The following is an 18,821-nucleotide window of genomic DNA, read 5'->3' as shown; positions in this document are numbered from 1 at the left end:
ATTACCACCTACTAAGTGTCTTTTTGTTCTTGGCTTTCTTCTAAGTCTTTATGATTGAGTCGAGTCCCAAAATAGTTCAGATAAGGTGCCCGCGTCGGTTTCTCTTAACAACAGCTGAATAAATTCCTCCTTGCCTAACTTCCTCATGATGTCAATGATTTGTAATTTGGTGCGTTTACTTTCATCTGTTTTTAAAAATATAAACACCATAACCTGTACATCATGAATACTGGGGCTCCATTTTCTCAGGTTAGTTTGCGGCTTAATAATTAGAAGTTTTGTTTTAGGAATAAAATCTCCTTCTACATGCGGAAGAATGACATGATCTGCCACTTGAATACTCCCCAAGTTCTCCCTATCCAGTAAGTCGATTACTAGCCTGTGTGCTTTCAAAACATCGTCTGGGAAAATCTGATTAGCAGCAAACTGATAAGCATCAGCTCGGTCTTTTAAAGCTAAATTCGAAAATATAGAGATAAGATCATTTTTCATTTCGAATTTCCTCGATTACTTTTTGAATTCTTGCCTGGTCGTCTGAATTCAGCATCGCGCTGACTAATAATGACCTTACAGGCAGCTTATTTCTTAGTGCGACGGTCGTGATGATCAGTTTTGTCTGTGGGTATTTTCTTAAATACTGCTGATACTCACGAGTGTTAACAACATCGACGATATCTAGTTCAGGAAAATGCTTCTGAATTTTTGCTCTTAAAAGCTCCGATGTGCCTATACCCGTTGTACACATGACTAACGTTTGTATCGGCAGCTGATGAACTTCACTCATACGTGCGAAGTATAGTGTGATAAAGCCATTTTCATCAGCGTTAATCTGTGGCAAATGGTACTTTTCGCTCAGCTCTGCTGAAACCTCAGTTACTACATCAAAGATTGTTTGGTAAGAAAGCTTTATTTGATCGAGCAAGACATTCTTAACTCGAATGTCGTTCTTCAAGCGATTCAACATCGGCTTAACGTGACTTGCTAAATCCCGAAAATTCGCGGTACCGCTAGTCTCCAAATTTAGTCGATGACCAACCTCGTGCAAATAATAATTTGCCACATCCATGACAACTTTTGAAAAGCTTGACGGCCTGTCGGATAAATCTGGCAGCCGGGACGAGACCAAATATTGAAACAAATAATACTGTTCAACATCTGGTAGATGTCGATGGAGATAACGCCCGATGTTGTCAATAGTCTGCCTGGCAATTTTCGCAATTCTTGGTTCAGTTGCCATTGTTTCCTTCTCTTCAAGCGTCAACACCGAGTTTTGACAACCGATCATCCCCTGCTTAACTCTTGATATGAGAATGTACAAATGTGAAAAAAGATTGACATTATACGGATAAGGGACTTTCTCTCCAAGAATTTTTTCAATTGTAGATATCTGTTCTAAGACAAGCGACATGTCGTAATGATTAAATCCAGCCTTCATTGTTCCTTTAAGGTCATCAATATCAACAAAGTTTAACGCTTGCGTTATTTCAACAATCGCCTTACGAATATTCGGCTCACTCCCTGTTATTTGCAGGGTTCTATTTTTTCGCGTTAAATTTAGTCCATATTTTTTTAAACGCTTCGATATGACCTTCTCATCATTTGTAATCGTTGAGTCCCCAACATAAAAGTCGCTGTATAGCCTTCGAATCTTCAACGCTTTTGGCGAGGCCAGTAGTAGCGCCTCCATAACCCTCTCTTGGCGATCAGCTGGTGATATATCCTCAATGTCATCGCGAGACGGTCCTTTTTGCAAAATATATCTTTCTTGATTTAGCCTATATCCTCTCCCTTTAGCTGATTCAATGACTGTCCCATCGTCTGCGGTTTCATTCACTTGCTTGATTAAGCGGTAAACTGTCTTCTTTGAAATGTCTAAACGTGCAGCCAGTTCGTCAGCAGTTAAAAAATTAGTCGTTTGTGCCAATAAAAGTTGAAGCCTATATTCACGATTATCTTTTCTGTTCATAGTCAGCCTCTCCTGTAATTTAAGAATAGCCGGTTTTATTGAAAGCGCTTACCAAACTTTTGGCCATTGCACTGGCCATTTTTTGGTGAACGGGGATCGCCTCCCTCCCATTCTTGTTATAAATTTCACAATCCAATACTAAAATATCCGTCATTCATCGATTAAAGATGAGTGGCGGATATTTTCTCGACAAAGCTTTGATATAGCAATTACCAAGGATCCCTATTTGTTGCTTTAGCGTTTTTGCAATCAAATCCGCTAAAAGCCAGGTTTAGACCGCATTATCAAATTCTTTGCCGTTCGTATAAAACTTATAGCCATGTTTACCTCGTGACACTTTAAAGAACTTGCTTTATTTTAAATGCATCTCTAACCCTCAAATTCCCCCATCCCTCTGAGCAGCGCAATAACCTGCTGATAGCTTTGAACCTGCCGAATGTTAGCAGTCGAATACTGTCTTAGCGTTTGATACAGGTAGCTAAAAATCGTGTTCTTCTCTGCCTGCGATGTACCCACTAGCACAATGACCATTAAATAGACTTCTTGATTCTCGACCGTCACTTTTTCTTCCGGCTTAATTGCAAATAACCGGTAATCTGAGACACTCGCTGTTACGATGTGTGGTATCGAAATATGATTTAGGACTAATTGATTGCCGGCTTCTTCACGTTCAACGATCTTGACCAAATCCTCTTCAGCCAATAGCCCCGCGTCGGAAAAGATTTGTAGCCCCTTCTTTAGCGCTGGCAAAAATTTGTCTGTTACAGCGACATTCGTAAAGTGATTTGGCGCTAGCATAGCGGCAATATTGTCGTGATAATATTGCCCATTAACTAACTGTTCAAGCGTTGTCATGTCATCCTCAGACGCAACGGCGGAAAAGGTCAAGGCAAACTTAATTGAGGATTGCTCGATCACATCATTTCTGACATTGGCGATGGCCAAATCAAAGTGCCCTTTTGCATATGCTGATTCTGCTTCGGTCAAGCTGTGAACTGTATCAAGCACAATATTGTGTAGCTTTTGCTGGATAATGGTGGCATTAATCTGCGCTAGTGACATGCGCGGTGCCAAAAAGAGAATCTTGACTGGTTTGACCTCTCGTTGATTAATTGCTTGGACAATATAGAGAGCCAAGAAGTTTGCATCCATCCATATTTGCTTGTCAGCCTTTAACAGTTCATCAGTGACTGCTTGGGCAAAATCAAATGCAACCGGATTTTGCGCGGCTAATCGCGTAATATCATAGTTACTCAAGGTGCTTAGTGGCCGCGGAAATGCACATTCGCGACCAAAATGCGTGAACAGAGACTCTAACGTTTTTTGTCCGATTGCTTCTAGTTGGAACTTGTCCGCCATGTTGGAAAAACTTTTCATAAGACTTGTGTGCTTGGCAATCAGACCAGCCAAGAGCTTCTCACGACTTTGAACAAATTGATTCACCCCAGCTGTCACCGCTGTTTCGGAGTCATACGTTTTTGCCGAGCTCCGACAAATAAAAGCACTGATAACCTGGGCTCGCCACTGACTGTCGATGACCCATGTCATATAAGGACAAGCGTTTTGGGCTAAATAAGTGTTAATACGCTGGGTATTTTCAATTCCCGGAGCAACTTTGGCGAGTAGTTGCGGAAATTCAAAAAGACAGTCTGCGGCAAGATCGATTCGCGTTAATCGTTTCATGTTGATCGTTACACCGGTGCCTGGCCGAGTGGAGATATGCAAAAGATCCTGATAATCACTATTTAAGTCGGTGAGATAATCTGTCACCTGGGCACGAGATAAAAACATATCAGACGTAAGGTCACCCATTGCAATGGTCTTTTGCATGCACAAGCGCAGCAGGATTTCATTGGCTTCGTCCCGGCTCGTATTTAATAGCGTGGTTAATTTTCCCGGATTCAGTGTGGTCAAATGATATTTATTCTGCGCTGTAATACTGCCGATTCGATTTTTCTGAATTTCATCATTGATGGCAGCTATATCTCTAACAATCGTGCGTCGCGATGCTTTTAATTGCTTCGCCAGTTCGTCCCCAGAGAAATCTTGCTGGGACAAAAGGCGTAAGATTTTAACTTCTCTGAGGGGTAGCATACTATCCTTTGATTCCTTTCTTTAAGCGTGCCAGTCCATCCAACAATTTTTCTTGAGGGCACGCAATGTTCATTCTCAAATAACGTGCATCGCCGTAAGTCTTCCCCGACATAATCCCCACGTGTCCAATATCAACTAACCGATGTTGTAACGCATCCGAACTCAGCCCCAGACCACTGACATTAATCCAAGCTAAATAGGTAGCATCTGGCAGTGAAAACTTCAATTCTGGCATGTTTTCATGCAAGTAAGCAGCCACTGTTTCCAGATTTTTCTTAGTATAAGCAACCAGCTGTTCAACATAGTCTGCCGACCCGTTATAAGCAGCGATTTGTGCTAACATACCGAAAATGCTAACTGAAGACAATGCATTCTTTTGTTTCAGTTCGATCAAAAACTGCGTGCGCAAATCTGGATCTGGCAAGAAAACGTACGACCCAATCAACCCTGGCGTATTAAATGTTTTTGAACCTGAACAACACAAAGCAACATCTTTTAAACCAATGTTTGTTATCGGTTCATAAACATGTGGCAGATAAACCATGTCGCGATGAATATCATCAGAAATCAGGAAGACATGATTAGATTGGCAAAGCTCGTACAGTCTTCTTAGCTCGGCTTTAGAAAAAATGCGACCAGTCGGATTATGCGGATTTGTCAGTAGGAATATTTTTGTTTGTTCTTCAGCTAAGACCGTTTCCAGACTGTCCCAATCAATCTGATATCCTTCATCTGCGGCTCTCAGTCGAACCGGCACCAGCATGCGATCATTCTTTTCAATCGTACCATAGAAGGCATCGTACATTGGTGTGAAGACTGCTACAGCATCACCCGGCTGTGAATTCATCCTAATCAGCGTGGCAATCGTGAAAACAACACTTGGACTATAAACAATCCAGTCAGGATCAATCTTTGTGTGGCCGTCTTTCTCAAACCAGTGCACGATACTATTCTTGTATGCCTCATGATTCCAACGGGTATAACCATAGATAGGGTGCGCAAATCGGGCCTCTAATGCTTCCTGCACTTCAGCCGGCACTGGGAAGTCCGTATCAGAAATGGAAAAAGGTAAAATGTCATTACGGCCAAATCTATCTGCAATGTAGTCCCACTGTGTGCTAAAAGTGCCATGTCGATCAATCACGTGATCAAAATCATATTTCGTCAAAATGCATCATCTCTTTCTAAACACGTTCACTGGCGCAGAAGCTTGCGTGTAAGGACCTTCGTCGCGATGGCCTAAGCCCGGGCCATCACGCCCGAGGCCACTTACACTCCAGCTTCTAACCGCGCCAGTTCACGCTCTTCTAAAAAAGTGCAGAGACCTCAGCCCCTGCACCATCACACTTACCAACTATTTCTTTGCAGCTTCTGGGGACACGGTTTTGGCTGTCTGAGCATGTTGCGACGAACTTGCAGAAACAGTCGTACCACTATCGATGATCGTACTTTGTGATTGATCATCCAAAGGTAAAATGCCATTTTTACGCTCTTGGCGCTTGAGCCATGCTGACTTGAACACAATTACGAATAAAACGTTCAAGACAAGCCCAACTGCCAAAGCAATATAATAGGCCCATGCCGGACGGGACAAGCCGATCAATGGATCAAACACACCCAGTCCTGGTGCCAATCGTTCGACCCCAAGGCCCATTGAGACAGCACCAGCAATGCCCCCTGCCAAGGTATTAGCGGTAATCATCGGTACAGGTGCTGCTAATGCATACGGAATAGCTGGCTCAGTCGCCACGGTCATCCCGACTAACATAGCAGGCCAACTTGATTCACGCTCTTGCTTGGTAAATAATCCCGGCTTAAGCCATGTCGCAATTGCTGCAGCCATTGGCGGTAAGACGGTGACTACTCCGGCAATTCCGTACCAAGTGTAAACATGCGAACTAAGCAGTGAGAATCCGAAGAACCAAGCTGTTTTGTTGATTGGGCCACCCATATCAAAGGCTAACATGGCCCCAACCAAGAATCCGCCAGCAATTTTCATCTCTGGTGGGATGCTTCGTAGGAAGCTCAGCAATGCTGCCATCAGCCAAGCCATCGCTGGTCCTAACAAGTAATAGGTCACCAACCCAAAGAGCAACAGTGTGACAAACGGAATAATCAGGAACCCTAACGTTGACTGGAAGGTCTTGCCTAACTTCACCTTCCGGAACGCTTTAACAAAATAACCAACACTTAAACCAATGACAATCGCGCCAAGGAAGCCAGCCCCGCCTTGTGTGCCCAAGATAGCTGGCGTATTGGCAAGATACGTTACCAAGAAAGCCGGTGCCAAGGCAGGCTTGTCACCGATTGAATACGCAATGTAAGCACCCATGATCGGGATCATCATCGTAAAGCCCAATCCACCGACAGTGTTCAGCACCCAAGCAAGCGACGCCATCTGCCCGGCCTTTGGTGCAACATTGGCCGCACCAAATTGGACCATCAGACTACCTAAGGCCATCAACAAGCCACCGCCAATAACAAATGGCAGTGCGGCCGAGACGCCGGCCATCAAGTGACTCATAATCCCATCAGTTTGTTCACGGTCACCTAATTGAACTTTTGAAGCCGTGTATAAATGGGCTTCGTCGTGCAAATTATCAAAAATGACATTAATCTTTTTCAATGCTTCAGAAACCGGAAGCTCAATGACCTGCTTGCCATTAAAACGCGCTTTGTCTTCAGAACTCATGCCCTTGCCAAGTGCCAAAATCACGTAGTCAGCTGCGGCAATTTCTGCAGGGGTTAGCTTATTTTCAATTCCGTTAGCTCCTTGAGTTTCGACGTGTACTTCATATCCCAAGGACTTAGCTTTTTGTTCAATTGCCTCGGCCACCATGTACGTGTGTGCAATCCCAGCAGGACAGTTGGTGACACCAACAATTTTCAAGTTTGCCATGATTCTCTCCTCCTTTTTTAGCAGCAGGTGTCTTTCACACTGCGATTACTGAATTGTCTTATCAATCAATTCATAGACTTCATCTTGATTGCCGTTTTTCAGTACGTTAACAAAATCAGGATGAACGAGTTGACGACTGAGTTTCGCTAGTAGTTGCAGATGAACGCCCGCTTCAGCTGTAGGGACAATCAAACTGATGAATGTGTTCGCTGGTTGGCCATCAAGTGATTGCCATTCAATCGGCTGCTGGCTTCTCCCGAAAATAATCGTTGCTTTGAGGTTGTTGTCCGATTTTGAATGAGGAATGGCCACCCCGTTGCCAAATCCTGTTGTTGACTCTTCCTCTCGAGCTAAATAATCCGAAACCAAAGCAGCAGCATCTTGAACAGCGCCCATTGCATAAGCTTTTTTCGCCAAATCTTCCAGAATTTCTTTTTGAGTTGTACCCTGAAGATCCATGATCATATTATCTTTTGTGAACATTGCCATTTTGTCTGTCCCTCTTTTCTATCTTACAGTCCTAATACTAAATGATTCCGCTTACAAACTTAATCACCTTTTTGTCACACAGGTGTGACATCAAAAATTTCTTCTGTTATGAAGATGCAGAAATACTTCCACACCAAAAAACGCCCGATTCGCTCGGACGTTATTCAAGAGTTCCTAAATCCTATACAAGTCGCTGATACAACTTTTGATACTCCTTATAGATCAGCTCATAAGCATCACGGTTACTGGCAATCGGCGTATAGGTGTCACCATACCGCACCAACGCATCAATGGCCGAACTGACATCTGGGTACCATCCGGCCGCCACGGACGCGACGAGGGCTGCGCCATATCCTGGGCCTTCATCAACGATTGGTACTTTAAGCGGTAAGTCAAAAATGTCTGCTTGCATCTGTGCCCAAAATCGATTTTTGGCACCGCCACCGATCGCAATCACTTCAGTAGGCAAAACGCCGAACTGGCGATATAAATTGAGGACGTCATTAAGCGAGAAGACGATACCTTCCAAAACGGACCGAGCAAAATCATTAAAAGTCGTTCCGTTTGAAATACCAATAAAGCCACCGCGAACGTGGGGATCAAAATAAGGCGTGCGTTCTCCTGACAAGTATGGTGCAAATAAGACGCCGTTAGCGCCAATTGGCGAGGATGCGGCATCGTGAACAATGGTTTCAAACGGCTTGTCGCCACCAAAAGTATCGCGAAACCAGCTCAGCGAATTACCAGCAGCCAATGTAACGCCCATCGAATAAAAATGTGACTTAAGGGCGTGTCTTTCCAGTTGAAGCCTTCCCTGATATTTTAAATTCAGGCTCTTTTCTGGATGCAACACCACTCCGGAAGTGCCAATGCTGGACATTAACTGGTCCTCTTTGACAACGCCAGCACCAATCGCGCCCATGGCATTATCAGCACCGCCAACGGTCACCGGCGTTCCTGGCAAAAGTCCACTAGCTTCGGCAGCGGTTTTCGTCAAACCACCGACAACAGTTCCTGAATCCATTAATTCTGGCATCCAGCTAAGCGATATCCCGAAATGATCAAGAACAGTCTGACTCCATGTACCCTTGGCAATGTCGAGATAGCCCGTACCTGTCGCATCTGAATAGTCGGTCCCCAGTATACCCGTCATACTTAGCCGCAAATAATCTTTCGGCAGCAGCACTTTTTCGATTTGATTCCAAATAGCTGGTTCGTGTTTTTGCATCCACAATAGTTTGGGCAATACATATCCTTCAACGGCACGATTTCCGGTAATGTCGACATAGCGTTGCCCCATCCGCGCTTGAATTGCTTCAACTTCCAATGAAGAGCGCGTATCATTCCACAAAATGGCATTCCTTAGCGGTTGCTGATCAGCGCTTAAAGCAACTAAACCATGCATCTGCCCCGAAAAGCCAATCGCTTTAACGGCTTCCCTTGAAATCTGGTTAGCAGACAAAACGCCGCGAATGGCTTTAAATGTTTGCGTGACCCACTCCTCGGGGCGTTGTTCGTTATAGCCGTTTTGGGGATGGATCAAAGTTAGCGGTTCAGCATGCGTATAAAATTTTCCGCTTCGTTGTAACGCCATCACCTTCACTGAGCTCGTTCCTAAATCAATCCCCAGGACAACATCATTTGTCATTTTCTACCTCCTCGATCACGGATAACATTGTTCAACGATATCACATCCCCAGTGCACACACGTACTAACTGATCATTTATGCTGTTTTAAAAAAGCCTGAAGCACCAACGTCTTCAGGCCTACCTTTATACCAATTTCTTGTAATCACCGAACAACAGACGATATGGTGCCTCGTCTTCATCAATATCCGGCACACGTGGTATATCTTTCAGAAAACGATTATCAATATTGTCATCGTTTGTCGATGAAACTTCCCAAACCATGACGTCGCCAGAGTTAGTCTCAACGTTCCATTTATGGTAAATCCGGGTCGTCGTCGTGAGACTTTCTCCTGGATGAAGCGTGACCACCGTTCCAGGAACCAGCACCAATTGATGCCCATCTTTGACAATATGCACTGGGCTTTCTTTATCCAGCGCTTCATCTTCCGTAGCATTCCAAACCGTGATTTGAAGATTCCCGCCACCGCGGTTAATGGTATCTTCTTCTTTTAACCGGTGGAAATGATAAGGCAACTCTTGTCCTTCTTTTAAAAGTAGCACTTTCTCACAATATGGTTTGGGGTACTTCTTCGGTTCCCTGTAATTGCCATTCCGAAACGTAAACGCCACTAACCCATATTCCTGAAAATTCCCTGAGCCAAAGTCGGTCACGTCCCATCCGAGCATGTTATCCGTGATCTCTTGATAAGACTCATCGAGATTTTGCCATTGTTCTGGCGACCAGCGCCCAAAAGGCGGTAAAAACACCTGATGTTCTTTGAGAAAAGTTTCTGAATCCTTCAAAATATGATTGATTTCAGAGCGTTTCATTTAGTCCGACACCTCCATTTTTGAAAACTCAACCTCTAAGTCAAATGTCACTGCCTCATTAGGTTCAATCGTTTGTAATGTTCCATCGCGTTTTGCCGCTTCGAGTCCATTAACATTATTGGTGGCAGGTTCTAATCCGAGTACATAGTTTTTGGTTTGAGTCAGCTTCCATTCATTCAAGATCGACAGCATCGAAGGTGAAATTGTCACCGTTGCCTGCAACCCAGTTGTTGGACTCAAAAGTCGATATTGAAAATCTTTGTCACTTTGATCCGAGAAATCATGAAAGTAAACTTTTTCTGTCGTGCCAGGCTGGGGCTGATCGAACTGGTTCCAGTCAATCGCCAACTTCCCGTCGCGATCGGTTGGGTTGACTGTATTCATCATTAATCGGGTATCAGGACTAAAGAAAGGATACCCAAAGTTCATGTGATACAGCATCATTAACGGTGACGTCTGCATGCCTTCATTCGTCACAACATCATGAATTCTTATTTTTGTCTCCGTTTTGGGTATGACGACTTCGCGCTTCAACAATAAATTCACGCCGAACATCGATGTTTCACGCACAGCACCGGATACTTTTACGACTGACGAGGTTGTCTGATGCCCGAAATTTTCGGCTGGTGTATTACTAATCGTTCCGTGTAAGCCCAGTTGCGGGTCGTCAGAAGCACCCATATAACTCAAGCCACCGGTTGTCAAAAAGCCGACATTGAAATTTCGCATAAATCCCTGACTGCCATTCTCAACAAAATAGGTGCTATTCACTAAACCAGTCGACGACATAAATGAAATATTGATGCCATGGACTTTTAACTCCGGAATATCCATCCCTCTGTCTGGCGTCACCAGTAAACTCAAGCCAGCCTGGTTGTACATCCGAATAGCTTTCAAACCAGTCGCCTTACCCTCAAGAAACTGGACTAACTGGGCACCAGAAGTTTGCGCTTCATTACCTATAAATGCCTCACTTGTCATGTGGTAGCTCCTTAGATTGGCTTAATCCGAAATTTTAAGATCTTTGAGATTCAAGTCCTCTTCTTCTTTTTCTTCCTGTATATCTTCAGTAGAAACCGGCTTCTTTAAAATGAGATAGACAAGTGCCGTGACAACACTGCCGATGATCAATGCAATGATAAATGCCCATGGCCGGGACATGGTCGGCACCGCGAACAGCCCACTGGCGGGAATCTTTGAGTCGGCTCCCCATAACATGGAGAACCCTCCGCCGACAGCCCCACCAATACCGGTCGCCACAATACTTCGCCATAAATCATTTAAGACAATCGGCAAACTACCTTCCGTGATTTCGACCAATCCCATCGGAAAAGCAGTTTTCAAGGTTTCGACTTCGAGTGGCGTATAGATATTTTTGTGAACTGCCTTGCCTAAGAAGTAAGCCAAGGTATAGCCCATCGGCGTCACCATCGAAGCCAGAATCAAAACGGTAATCGGTTGATTAATGCCTTCAGCCTGTAGTGCCAAGACAAAGGCAAATACGGTTTTGTTGATCGCACCACCGTAATCAATCGAGGCCAAGACGCCGATGATCATCCCATAAAGGAACTTCTGACTTGTATCCAATGTCTTCATATAACCTGTGAGCCATACCGTCCCGGCTGCAATCGGCCCACCTAGAACATAAAACATGAATAGTCCGGCGATGAGTGATGCCAAAAAGGGAATGATTAACGTTGGCATTAAGCCTGCTGCCCACTTCGGCACCTTAACATAAGCGATCACGATAAGCGCTGCCCAACCGGCAACATAGCCACCGATCAAACCACCAAGGAACCCTGCCCCGATCACTCTGGAAATGAGCCCCACAAGTAGTCCTGGCGCAATTCCCGGTTTATCGGCGATTGCAAATGCCACCCCTGTTGAAACGACGATCGGCAACATACCGAGAATTAAACCGCCCATAGTCGAGAAAGCATCCCAAATATTGGCCATTTCTTTGACGGCTTCTAAGTTCTTACCACCCATAATGTTCCCAACCGCAAGTAAGAAACCACCTGCAACCACGACCGGAATTAAATATGAAATCGCAGTGAGCGCAGGTTGCTTAATCTGAATCTTTTTCATCAGTCCTCACCTCGTTTAACTGGGCTGCCCAGTCAGCTCATGAAGTTTGGCAATGAGCTTCTTGGGACTTTTAATCGCAACATCAGTTGGCACCTCAACAACCTTTTTACCAGCGAAACGTTCTCTGCCTGAAATTTTGACGTCAATAGCCAGCAAAACAATATCAGCTTGGCTAATCTCTTCAGGCGTTAATGCATCTTCCGTGCCAATGGTGCCCTGTGTTTCAACGTGTGCGGTGTCCCCGGCATCTTTGGCAGCCTGAAGAATCTTTTCCTTAGCAATATAAGTATGCGCAATTCCCGCTGCGCATGCGGAAATACCAACAATTTTCATTGTTCCAGACCTTCTTTCTCAGTGAAAGCCGCAATGACTTCTGCCGGACTGGTAGCTTTTTTAAGCTTCGCAATGACCTCTTCATGTCCCAGTCTCGCGGCAAATAACGAAAGTAACTTTAACTGATTACGAGCAGACGCCGTGTCATTGCTGACGGCGAACAAAATGACAATCGACACGCCTTTTCCGTCTAAGGTTTCCCATTCGATCGCGTGGTTGAAAATGCCAATGGCCACCCCAACTTTGGTCACATAATCACTTTTCCCATGCGGAATCGCAATTCCGTCCCCAATGCCTGTCATGCCTTCCTGTTCTCTTAGATAAATGTCTTGAACAAAAGAAGGAACATCATTGATATAATCAGCCGCTTTCAGTGTTTCTGACAGTTGGGTGATGGCATCCCGCTTTGACGCCGCCTCTAAATTAAGCTTGATCAACCTTGGATCAAGCACGTCTTCAATTTGTTCCATAAAATCAGACTCCCTTTCAGATACATCAGGCGCTGAAATGTTCAACTTGGAAGTTTTTAACGTCATAAGGAATTTCGTTAACCGGCTCATTTTGGTAATACAGCTTGGTCCGATCAACATCACCGAATAATTTGATCTTCTGTGCGACAACTTTTTGGGTCGCAATCATTGGTGATGGGAACAGGACTTTAGGTTCCCGAATTTCGTCTGGGTCGTTTTCATTAAGCACCGTCCGTAAGTCTTTGGCAAAGGCAATCTTAATGTCACTAGAAATGTTGATCTTATTAATACCGTATTCAATCGCTTCCGCAATTTTGTCATCCGGATTGTCTGAAGCACCGTGTAAAACGAGCGGGACATCAACGGCTGCTGCGACAGCCTTAACGATTTCCGGCTTCAGCTTCGGCTTCACATCTTTTGGATACAGACCATGGGCTGTGCCAATCGCAATCGCCAACGAGTCCACACCAGTTGCTTCAACAAATTCCTTAGCAGTTTCCGGATCGGTGTATTGCACGTTGTCGGTTAAATGACCTTCAACATCATTCCCTGTGTCAGCGATGGTACCTAATTCAGCCTCCACTGATACGCCGGTTGCATGCGCTGCTTCAACAACTTTTTGGGTCAACGCAACATTGTGTTCATAATCCGTCAACGAAGCGTCAATCATCACGCTGGTGAATCCAAGGTGGATAGCGTGAATCACCTGCTCATACGAAGCCCCGTGATCAAGATGCAACGCAATCGGCAAATCTGTATGATTAGCGGCATCAATGACCTGAGCGACAAAACTGTCTCGTAGAAAATCAAGCTCGGTTGGGTGAATCGCCATAATAAACGGTGCTTGCAATTCCTCAGCCTTTTCCAAGGTTGCCGTAAATAATTGTCCTGAGCCTGCATTGAATGCCGGAATGGCAAAGTGATGTTCCTTAGCGACTTGCAATAAACGATCTCCAGATACTAACATGTTATTTTTCCTCCAATTGTTGTTTAATGACGGCAATCGTGGCTTGCGATTGCTTCGTGTCTGATATTTTTTGTAAAAAGTTCGGTAAAGCTAATGCCATAAAGAAATGCTTGATATCATCTGCTTCTTGTTCTGTAATGCCCGCCTTACCCATTAAAATGGCCAAAACATGCGTGATAGGATGGCCGTCTAAATCTTCCCAGCCCTGAATACCTTGGGGATAGTTGAAAATGCCAAGGATAGGCGATTGGCGGCCATTTAAGACGGCGTGGGGGATGACGATTCCTGACGTTAAAGAAGTGTTGCCGATACGTTCTCGTTCTAAAAAAGCCGATTGGATCTGGGCAACCTCTTGTCCAGAAACTTTTGCCAATGCATCAGAAATCGCCCTTAGGACAGCTTGTTTATCGACAGGCCTTTTTATCTCTCCCTCCGAAATAGGTTCAAAGCGAAGTATCACTGGTTTAACCATCTCGCCGCCCCCTCAATGCTTCTTCAACCTTTTCTTTATCTTTCGCTGTAAACATAGCGCTTACTAAAACTTGCGGAATGTGTTTTTGTTCGGGAAGATTAATCGTGCTGATAAGGATATCTACGTCTGGATGTTTAGCTAACGACTTTCCTAGATTCAGATTCGAGATCACATCCAGGATTTCCAGTTCGGGCAAATCTTTACGAATTTTGGCGCTAATGAGTTCAGACGATCCAAGACCAGTCGTACAAATCACGATTGCCTTCTTTGGTTTCTTTGAACTTTCCACGTATTTGGCAATGTAAAGCGAAAGAAAACCGACTTCATCGGCAGAAATTTCAGGTAAATCAAACTTCTTGGTTAGCTTTCCCGCGGCATGAAGCACTGATTGATAGACTTTAGGATATTCGTCTTGAATTTCCTTCAGTAAGGCATTGGGAAGGCGGATATTATTCTCCAAACGATTCAACATCGGTGCGACATGTGAAACGAGTTCATCGATCATCGCCGGCGCGTCATCGGGCAATTGAACATCTTGAGAAACCAACGTTATCAGAGCGTCGGAAAACGTATAAGCTGATGTCCCCGCTTTTGTTTTGAAGTCCGTTCCGGTAAATCGCGCCGAAATTAAATACTGAAACAAGTAATAAACTTCATTCTCCGATATCGGTGCGCCAAGATAGTTCTCCAAGTTGTGTTTGACAATCTCGCTGACGCTGAAGAGATCTGGATAGTTATGCACCTTATCTTTTAATCGGGTAATATCGCGATCCTCAATCGGAAGCTTGACAAATTTACGAATTCTACTGATCAACACATAGATATGCGAGAATAAGTTCACATCGTAAGGGTATGGCAGATCCGCTTTTAAAAATTGCTCGACAACATCCACTTGTTTAAGTGCAAAGGTTGCATCATGTTCCGCCAATCCTTGTTTCACCGCTTCAAAGTTCACGGTTGTGTCTTTGCTCAAGCCAAGAATCACCTCCATCAAAGCATCGCGAATGTCTTTTTCCTCACCTCGAATGCTGAGTGTTCGGTTAACGCGCGTAACGGTCAAATCATACTTTTTCAACCAAGGTTCTAAAGAGCTGACATCGCTTTGAATGACAGATTCACTAACAAAGAAATCCGCTGCTAAGTCGGCAACTTTTAATTTGGAAGGTGTTGCTAACAATAATCGCTTCAACAGTTCCTTTTGCCTTTCTGCTGGCAGCGAGAGATCTCGCGGCGATTTGCCACTCAGTCTACTTAACAAAAAACGTTCATAGTCTAGTTTGTAACCACGACCCTTCTCAGATGTAATCACGTTATTGCCATAAGCACGATTGATGCGGCTCACAACCCGCTGAATCGTCTTGTAAGAAACCTGAAGCTTTCCGGCCAGCTCATTAGAAGTCATGAAACCTTGTTGGTCTTGAAGTAGATGAATCACTGACTGCGCAAGATCGGTGGTCATCTGGTCTCATCTCCTTCCATCATCATTATCGCAAGTTGATTAGAAAGCGCTTACAGAATTCTGTCCTTTGGAGGGGACACAAAAGTTACCTTTCTAAACCAAATCCAACATGTCAACTATACGGTGGCCAACCCTATCATTGAAAGCATTCAAACTTTCAAAATACTAAGACGATGTTTTGCCTCTGCATCCAAGCCAACTCAAAAGATCTCATCAACGATAAACAAGACTCCCATTTTCCCAAAAAACACTAAAAAAACAGCGCCACACCGCCTCTCAACGTGTAAGCGCTTGCCCTTAATTTGAAGTCATGCTATATTAAAGCCGTTAGATTGTGTAAAATTTAATAGTGCAAAGTATTCCAACAACGAGGAGAGATGTTGAAGATGACCAATGATCGTTCAACCATTGCCGCTGGTCTTGCAGTGGTGAAGGTTTTGGAAGCATGGCAGGTGGATCATTTATACGGGATTCCGGGTGGCTCGTTTAATTCAATCATGGATGCTTTATCTGCCGAAAGGGAAAACATCCATTATATTCAGGTTCGGCATGAAGAAGTCGGGGCGATGGCCGCGGCGGCTGATGCAAAGTTGACTGGCAAAATCGGCGTCTGCTTTGGCTCAGCTGGACCGGGTGGCACGCACTTGATGAACGGGTTGTACGATGCGCGCGAAGACCATGTGCCGGTGCTAGCATTGATCGGTCAGTTCGGCACGACCGGTATGAATATGGATACTTTTCAGGAAATGAATGAAAATCCGATTTATGCTGACGTTGCCGCTTATAACGTGACCGCCGTTAGCGCCAGAACCCTGCCGCACGTGATTGATGAAGCCATCCGCCGCGCTTATGCCAACCAAGGCGTGTCGGTGGTGCAAATTCCGGTGGACCTGCCATGGCAGGAAATTCCCCAAGATAGCTGGTATGCTTCAGCCATCAATCACCAAAAGCCGCTGCTCCCGGTTCCTGACCCTGACTTGGTGAAAAAGCTGACGCAACAATTAGTCGACGCCAAACGCCCAGTCATCTACTATGGCATCGGCGCATACACCGCCGGCAAGGAGCTGCAACAACTTAGTGAATTGCTGAAGATTCCACTTATGAGTACTTATCCGGCTAAAGGCATTGTTCCTGACAGTTACCCAGCATACTTAGGTTCCGCCAACCGCGTCGCCCAAAAGCCAGCAAATGAAGCCTTAGCCCAAGCAGACACGGTGCTATTTATCGGTAATAACTATCCTTTTGCTGAAGTCTCGAATGCGTTCAAGAACACGCAGCATTTCTTACAGATTGACGTTGATCCGGCTAAATTGGGTAAACGCCACCAGGCAGAAGTTGCCATTTTAGCTGATGCCAAAGCAACCTTGCAACAAGTGCTTGAACAAGTCAGCGAACGCGAGGAAACGCCATGGTGGAAAGCCAATCTTGCCAACCGACAGAACTGGCGTGACTATCTAAGCAAACTGGAAAACAAGCAATTCGGCGAGCTTCAAGCCTATCAGGTTCTGAAGGCAGTTAATGATATTGCGGATGAAGATGCTATTTTCTCGATTGACGTTGGCGACATCAACTTAAACGCTAACCGGAATCTGAATTTAACGCCGAAAAATCGTCACTTCACATCCAACTTATTCGCAACGATGGGCGTCGGCATCCCTGGTGCCATCGCGGCCAAACTGGACTTCCCGGATCGGCAAATCTTCAACCTGTCCGGAGACGGCGGCGCAGCGATGACCATGCAGGATCTGGTCACGCAGGTTCAATACCATCTGCCAGCCATTAACGTGATCTTCACCAATAAGCAATATGCCTTCATTAAAGATGAACAAGAAGACACTAACAAAAATGACTTCATTGGTGTCGAATTTGATGACATTGACTTCAGCCTAGTTGCCAAAGCCGTCAACATGAAAGGCTTCCGGGTCACCAAAATCGAAGACCTAGCTCCAACCTTCGCCAAGGCAAAAGAGATCGCCAAAACAGAACCGGTTTTAATTGACGCAGTGATTTCCGGCGATCGGCCAATGCCAGTAGAAAAACTGCAACTCGACCCAGCCAAATTCTCCCAAGAAGAAATCGACGCATTCGTCAAACGTTACGAAGCGCAAGATTTGCGGCCGTTCGCTGATTTCTTGAAGGAAGCAGGATTGTCCGTACGTGATGCCGAGAATAGTGAAGGCGGGTTTTAGTTAGTCAGTGGTTGTTGATTAAGATTAGCAGTTCATTATTTTCCTCCTTTAGCTCATGAGAAAGCCGCCCTGATTTTCGAAAAGGAAAATCGGGGCGGCTTTTTTGTGGTATGGAACTTTTTCAAGTGGTAGTTGGCTAATTAGAATTGATTGCGTCAATCCACCGGACTAATTTGACTTTGTAAATCATGCTGAATTCTAACAACGTTCACTCTAAATAAATTAGCAGGAATATAGTGTTTGTTTTGCAAGAGCCTTTCGCCATTCAGGCCAAAGATGTCTTCTGTCATCAAAATTAACGGGCTTGTGTCACTAAAGGTGCGGCGAAACGATTTCTGCTGGCGATCAGACAACGTAATCGATACCGATGATCTTGAAGCTTTTTGATAAACGGATTTCTCCAAAAAGTTAATGATACTATCTGGCTGGTTCAAGTTAATGCGAAACATGGTCACTGTTTCTGGCAACAGAATAGCCAACGTGTTCCCAATATTCTCGCCATTATTCTGATACCAGATATTAAGTGTGTCATACGGCTCGTCGTGACTGTCAAACAGCTGGTCTGTGAACTCACTCGGTTGGTTTTCGTGATAGTAAGCCTCCCGCCGCTCAATTGTCGGCACAAGCCCTTTTAGTATCGGATTGCCTAGCGTTTCGATACCACTCGTCTTTTTTTCCCCGGCCTCGACAAAATGCCCTTGTCCGTGAATACTGCGAATTAAACCGTCTTCTTTAAGCAACGACAAAGCCGTACGTAGCGTCACGCGACTAACCTCAAACTCATTGGTGAGTACCTCCTCAGAAGGGAGTTTAGAACCTGGCGCTAGTTGGCCTTGTTTGATCATCTTCAAAATCTGGTTGTAAATTTGAACATACTTCGGTGAACGATGCATTGTCTTTCTCCACTTTCAGGCTGAATTATGACTTAATTCATT

General features: G+C 44.8%; 17 protein-coding genes. 1 reads left to right on the top strand and 16 read right to left on the bottom strand.

The genetic code is table 11. The annotated features are described in order from the left end of the window. Nucleotides 1-48: 48 nt before the first annotated feature. From LHUE1_RS07290 to LHUE1_RS07220, 15 genes are all read right to left on the bottom strand, one after another. Entirely contained in the window at nucleotides 49-492 is a 444-nt protein-coding gene (locus LHUE1_RS07290) for a PTS sugar transporter subunit IIA (protein WP_049170640.1), read from the bottom strand. Then, nucleotides 482-1,966 (bottom strand): BglG family transcription antiterminator, encoded by a 1,485-nt coding sequence (locus LHUE1_RS07285; protein WP_049170638.1) that lies wholly within the window; start codon nucleotides 1,964-1,966, stop codon nucleotides 482-484. Before LHUE1_RS07285 ends, LHUE1_RS07290 begins: the two co-directional genes overlap by 11 nt. A gap of 369 nt (nucleotides 1,967-2,335) precedes the next feature. Beyond that, complete coding sequence (locus LHUE1_RS07280) at nucleotides 2,336-4,060, bottom strand: putative frv operon regulatory protein (RefSeq protein ID WP_049170636.1); 1,725 nt, start codon at nucleotides 4,058-4,060, stop codon at nucleotides 2,336-2,338. Between the two features lies 1 nt (nucleotide 4,061). Then, a complete protein-coding gene (locus LHUE1_RS07275; protein WP_049170635.1) occupies nucleotides 4,062-5,228 on the bottom strand; it encodes a MalY/PatB family protein in 1,167 nt (388 codons plus the stop codon). 186 nt (nucleotides 5,229-5,414) lie between these two features. Beyond that, a complete protein-coding gene (locus tag LHUE1_RS07270; protein ID WP_049170633.1) occupies nucleotides 5,415-6,959 on the bottom strand; it encodes a PTS fructose-like transporter subunit IIBC in 1,545 nt (514 codons plus the stop codon). Nucleotides 6,960-7,004: 45 nt separating this feature from the next. Next, a complete protein-coding gene (locus LHUE1_RS07265) occupies nucleotides 7,005-7,448 on the bottom strand; it encodes a PTS fructose transporter subunit IIA (RefSeq protein WP_049170631.1) in 444 nt (147 codons plus the stop codon). Nucleotides 7,449-7,629: 181 nt separating this feature from the next. Continuing rightward, the gene (gene xylB, locus LHUE1_RS07260) at nucleotides 7,630-9,096 is read right to left on the bottom strand and encodes a xylulokinase (protein WP_049170628.1); all 1,467 of its coding nucleotides are present in this window, start codon (nucleotides 9,094-9,096) and stop codon (nucleotides 7,630-7,632) included. Between the two features lie 125 nt (nucleotides 9,097-9,221). Further along, nucleotides 9,222-9,908, bottom strand: a complete 687-nt coding sequence (locus tag LHUE1_RS07255) for a D-lyxose/D-mannose family sugar isomerase (RefSeq protein WP_277848202.1) — start codon at nucleotides 9,906-9,908, stop codon at nucleotides 9,222-9,224. Further along, nucleotides 9,909-10,889 (bottom strand): aldose 1-epimerase family protein, encoded by a 981-nt coding sequence (locus tag LHUE1_RS07250; protein ID WP_049170626.1) that lies wholly within the window; start codon nucleotides 10,887-10,889, stop codon nucleotides 9,909-9,911. It abuts the gene before it with no gap. Nucleotides 10,890-10,910: 21 nt separating this feature from the next. Continuing rightward, entirely contained in the window at nucleotides 10,911-11,996 is a 1,086-nt protein-coding gene (locus LHUE1_RS07245; protein WP_049170624.1) for a PTS fructose transporter subunit IIC, read from the bottom strand. A gap of 15 nt (nucleotides 11,997-12,011) precedes the next feature. Then, the gene (locus tag LHUE1_RS07240) at nucleotides 12,012-12,329 is read right to left on the bottom strand and encodes a PTS fructose transporter subunit IIB (RefSeq protein ID WP_049170622.1); all 318 of its coding nucleotides are present in this window, start codon (nucleotides 12,327-12,329) and stop codon (nucleotides 12,012-12,014) included. Continuing rightward, complete coding sequence (locus LHUE1_RS07235) at nucleotides 12,326-12,799, bottom strand: PTS sugar transporter subunit IIA (protein WP_049170620.1); 474 nt, start codon at nucleotides 12,797-12,799, stop codon at nucleotides 12,326-12,328. The genes LHUE1_RS07240 and LHUE1_RS07235 overlap by 4 nt, the downstream gene beginning before the upstream one ends. Before the next feature lie 25 nt (nucleotides 12,800-12,824). Beyond that, on the bottom strand, nucleotides 12,825-13,766 hold the full coding sequence (locus tag LHUE1_RS07230) for a ketose-bisphosphate aldolase (RefSeq protein WP_049170618.1): 942 nt from the start codon (nucleotides 13,764-13,766) through the stop codon (nucleotides 12,825-12,827). 1 nt (nucleotide 13,767) lies between these two features. Further along, nucleotides 13,768-14,238 (bottom strand): PTS sugar transporter subunit IIA, encoded by a 471-nt coding sequence (locus tag LHUE1_RS07225; protein ID WP_049170615.1) that lies wholly within the window; start codon nucleotides 14,236-14,238, stop codon nucleotides 13,768-13,770. Further along, nucleotides 14,231-15,697 (bottom strand): BglG family transcription antiterminator, encoded by a 1,467-nt coding sequence (locus LHUE1_RS07220; protein WP_049170613.1) that lies wholly within the window; start codon nucleotides 15,695-15,697, stop codon nucleotides 14,231-14,233. The genes LHUE1_RS07225 and LHUE1_RS07220 overlap by 8 nt, the downstream gene beginning before the upstream one ends. 377 nt (nucleotides 15,698-16,074) lie before the next feature. Between LHUE1_RS07220 and spxB the strand changes: the two genes are divergently transcribed. Further along, on the top strand, nucleotides 16,075-17,886 hold the full coding sequence (spxB, locus tag LHUE1_RS07215) for a pyruvate oxidase (RefSeq protein ID WP_390882695.1): 1,812 nt from the start codon (nucleotides 16,075-16,077) through the stop codon (nucleotides 17,884-17,886). A 155-nt stretch (nucleotides 17,887-18,041) separates the two neighbouring features. Here spxB and LHUE1_RS07210 read toward each other — a convergent pair whose 3' ends face one another. Continuing rightward, nucleotides 18,042-18,779 (bottom strand): GntR family transcriptional regulator, encoded by a 738-nt coding sequence (locus LHUE1_RS07210; RefSeq protein ID WP_049170610.1) that lies wholly within the window; start codon nucleotides 18,777-18,779, stop codon nucleotides 18,042-18,044. Nucleotides 18,780-18,821: the final 42 nt, after the last annotated feature.

This window comes from Lacticaseibacillus huelsenbergensis (assembly GCF_029726355.1).
In the GTDB taxonomy this organism is placed as follows: Bacteria; Bacillota; Bacilli; order Lactobacillales; family Lactobacillaceae; genus Lacticaseibacillus; species Lacticaseibacillus casei.
This window is presented reverse-complemented; position numbering and strand designations above follow the sequence as displayed.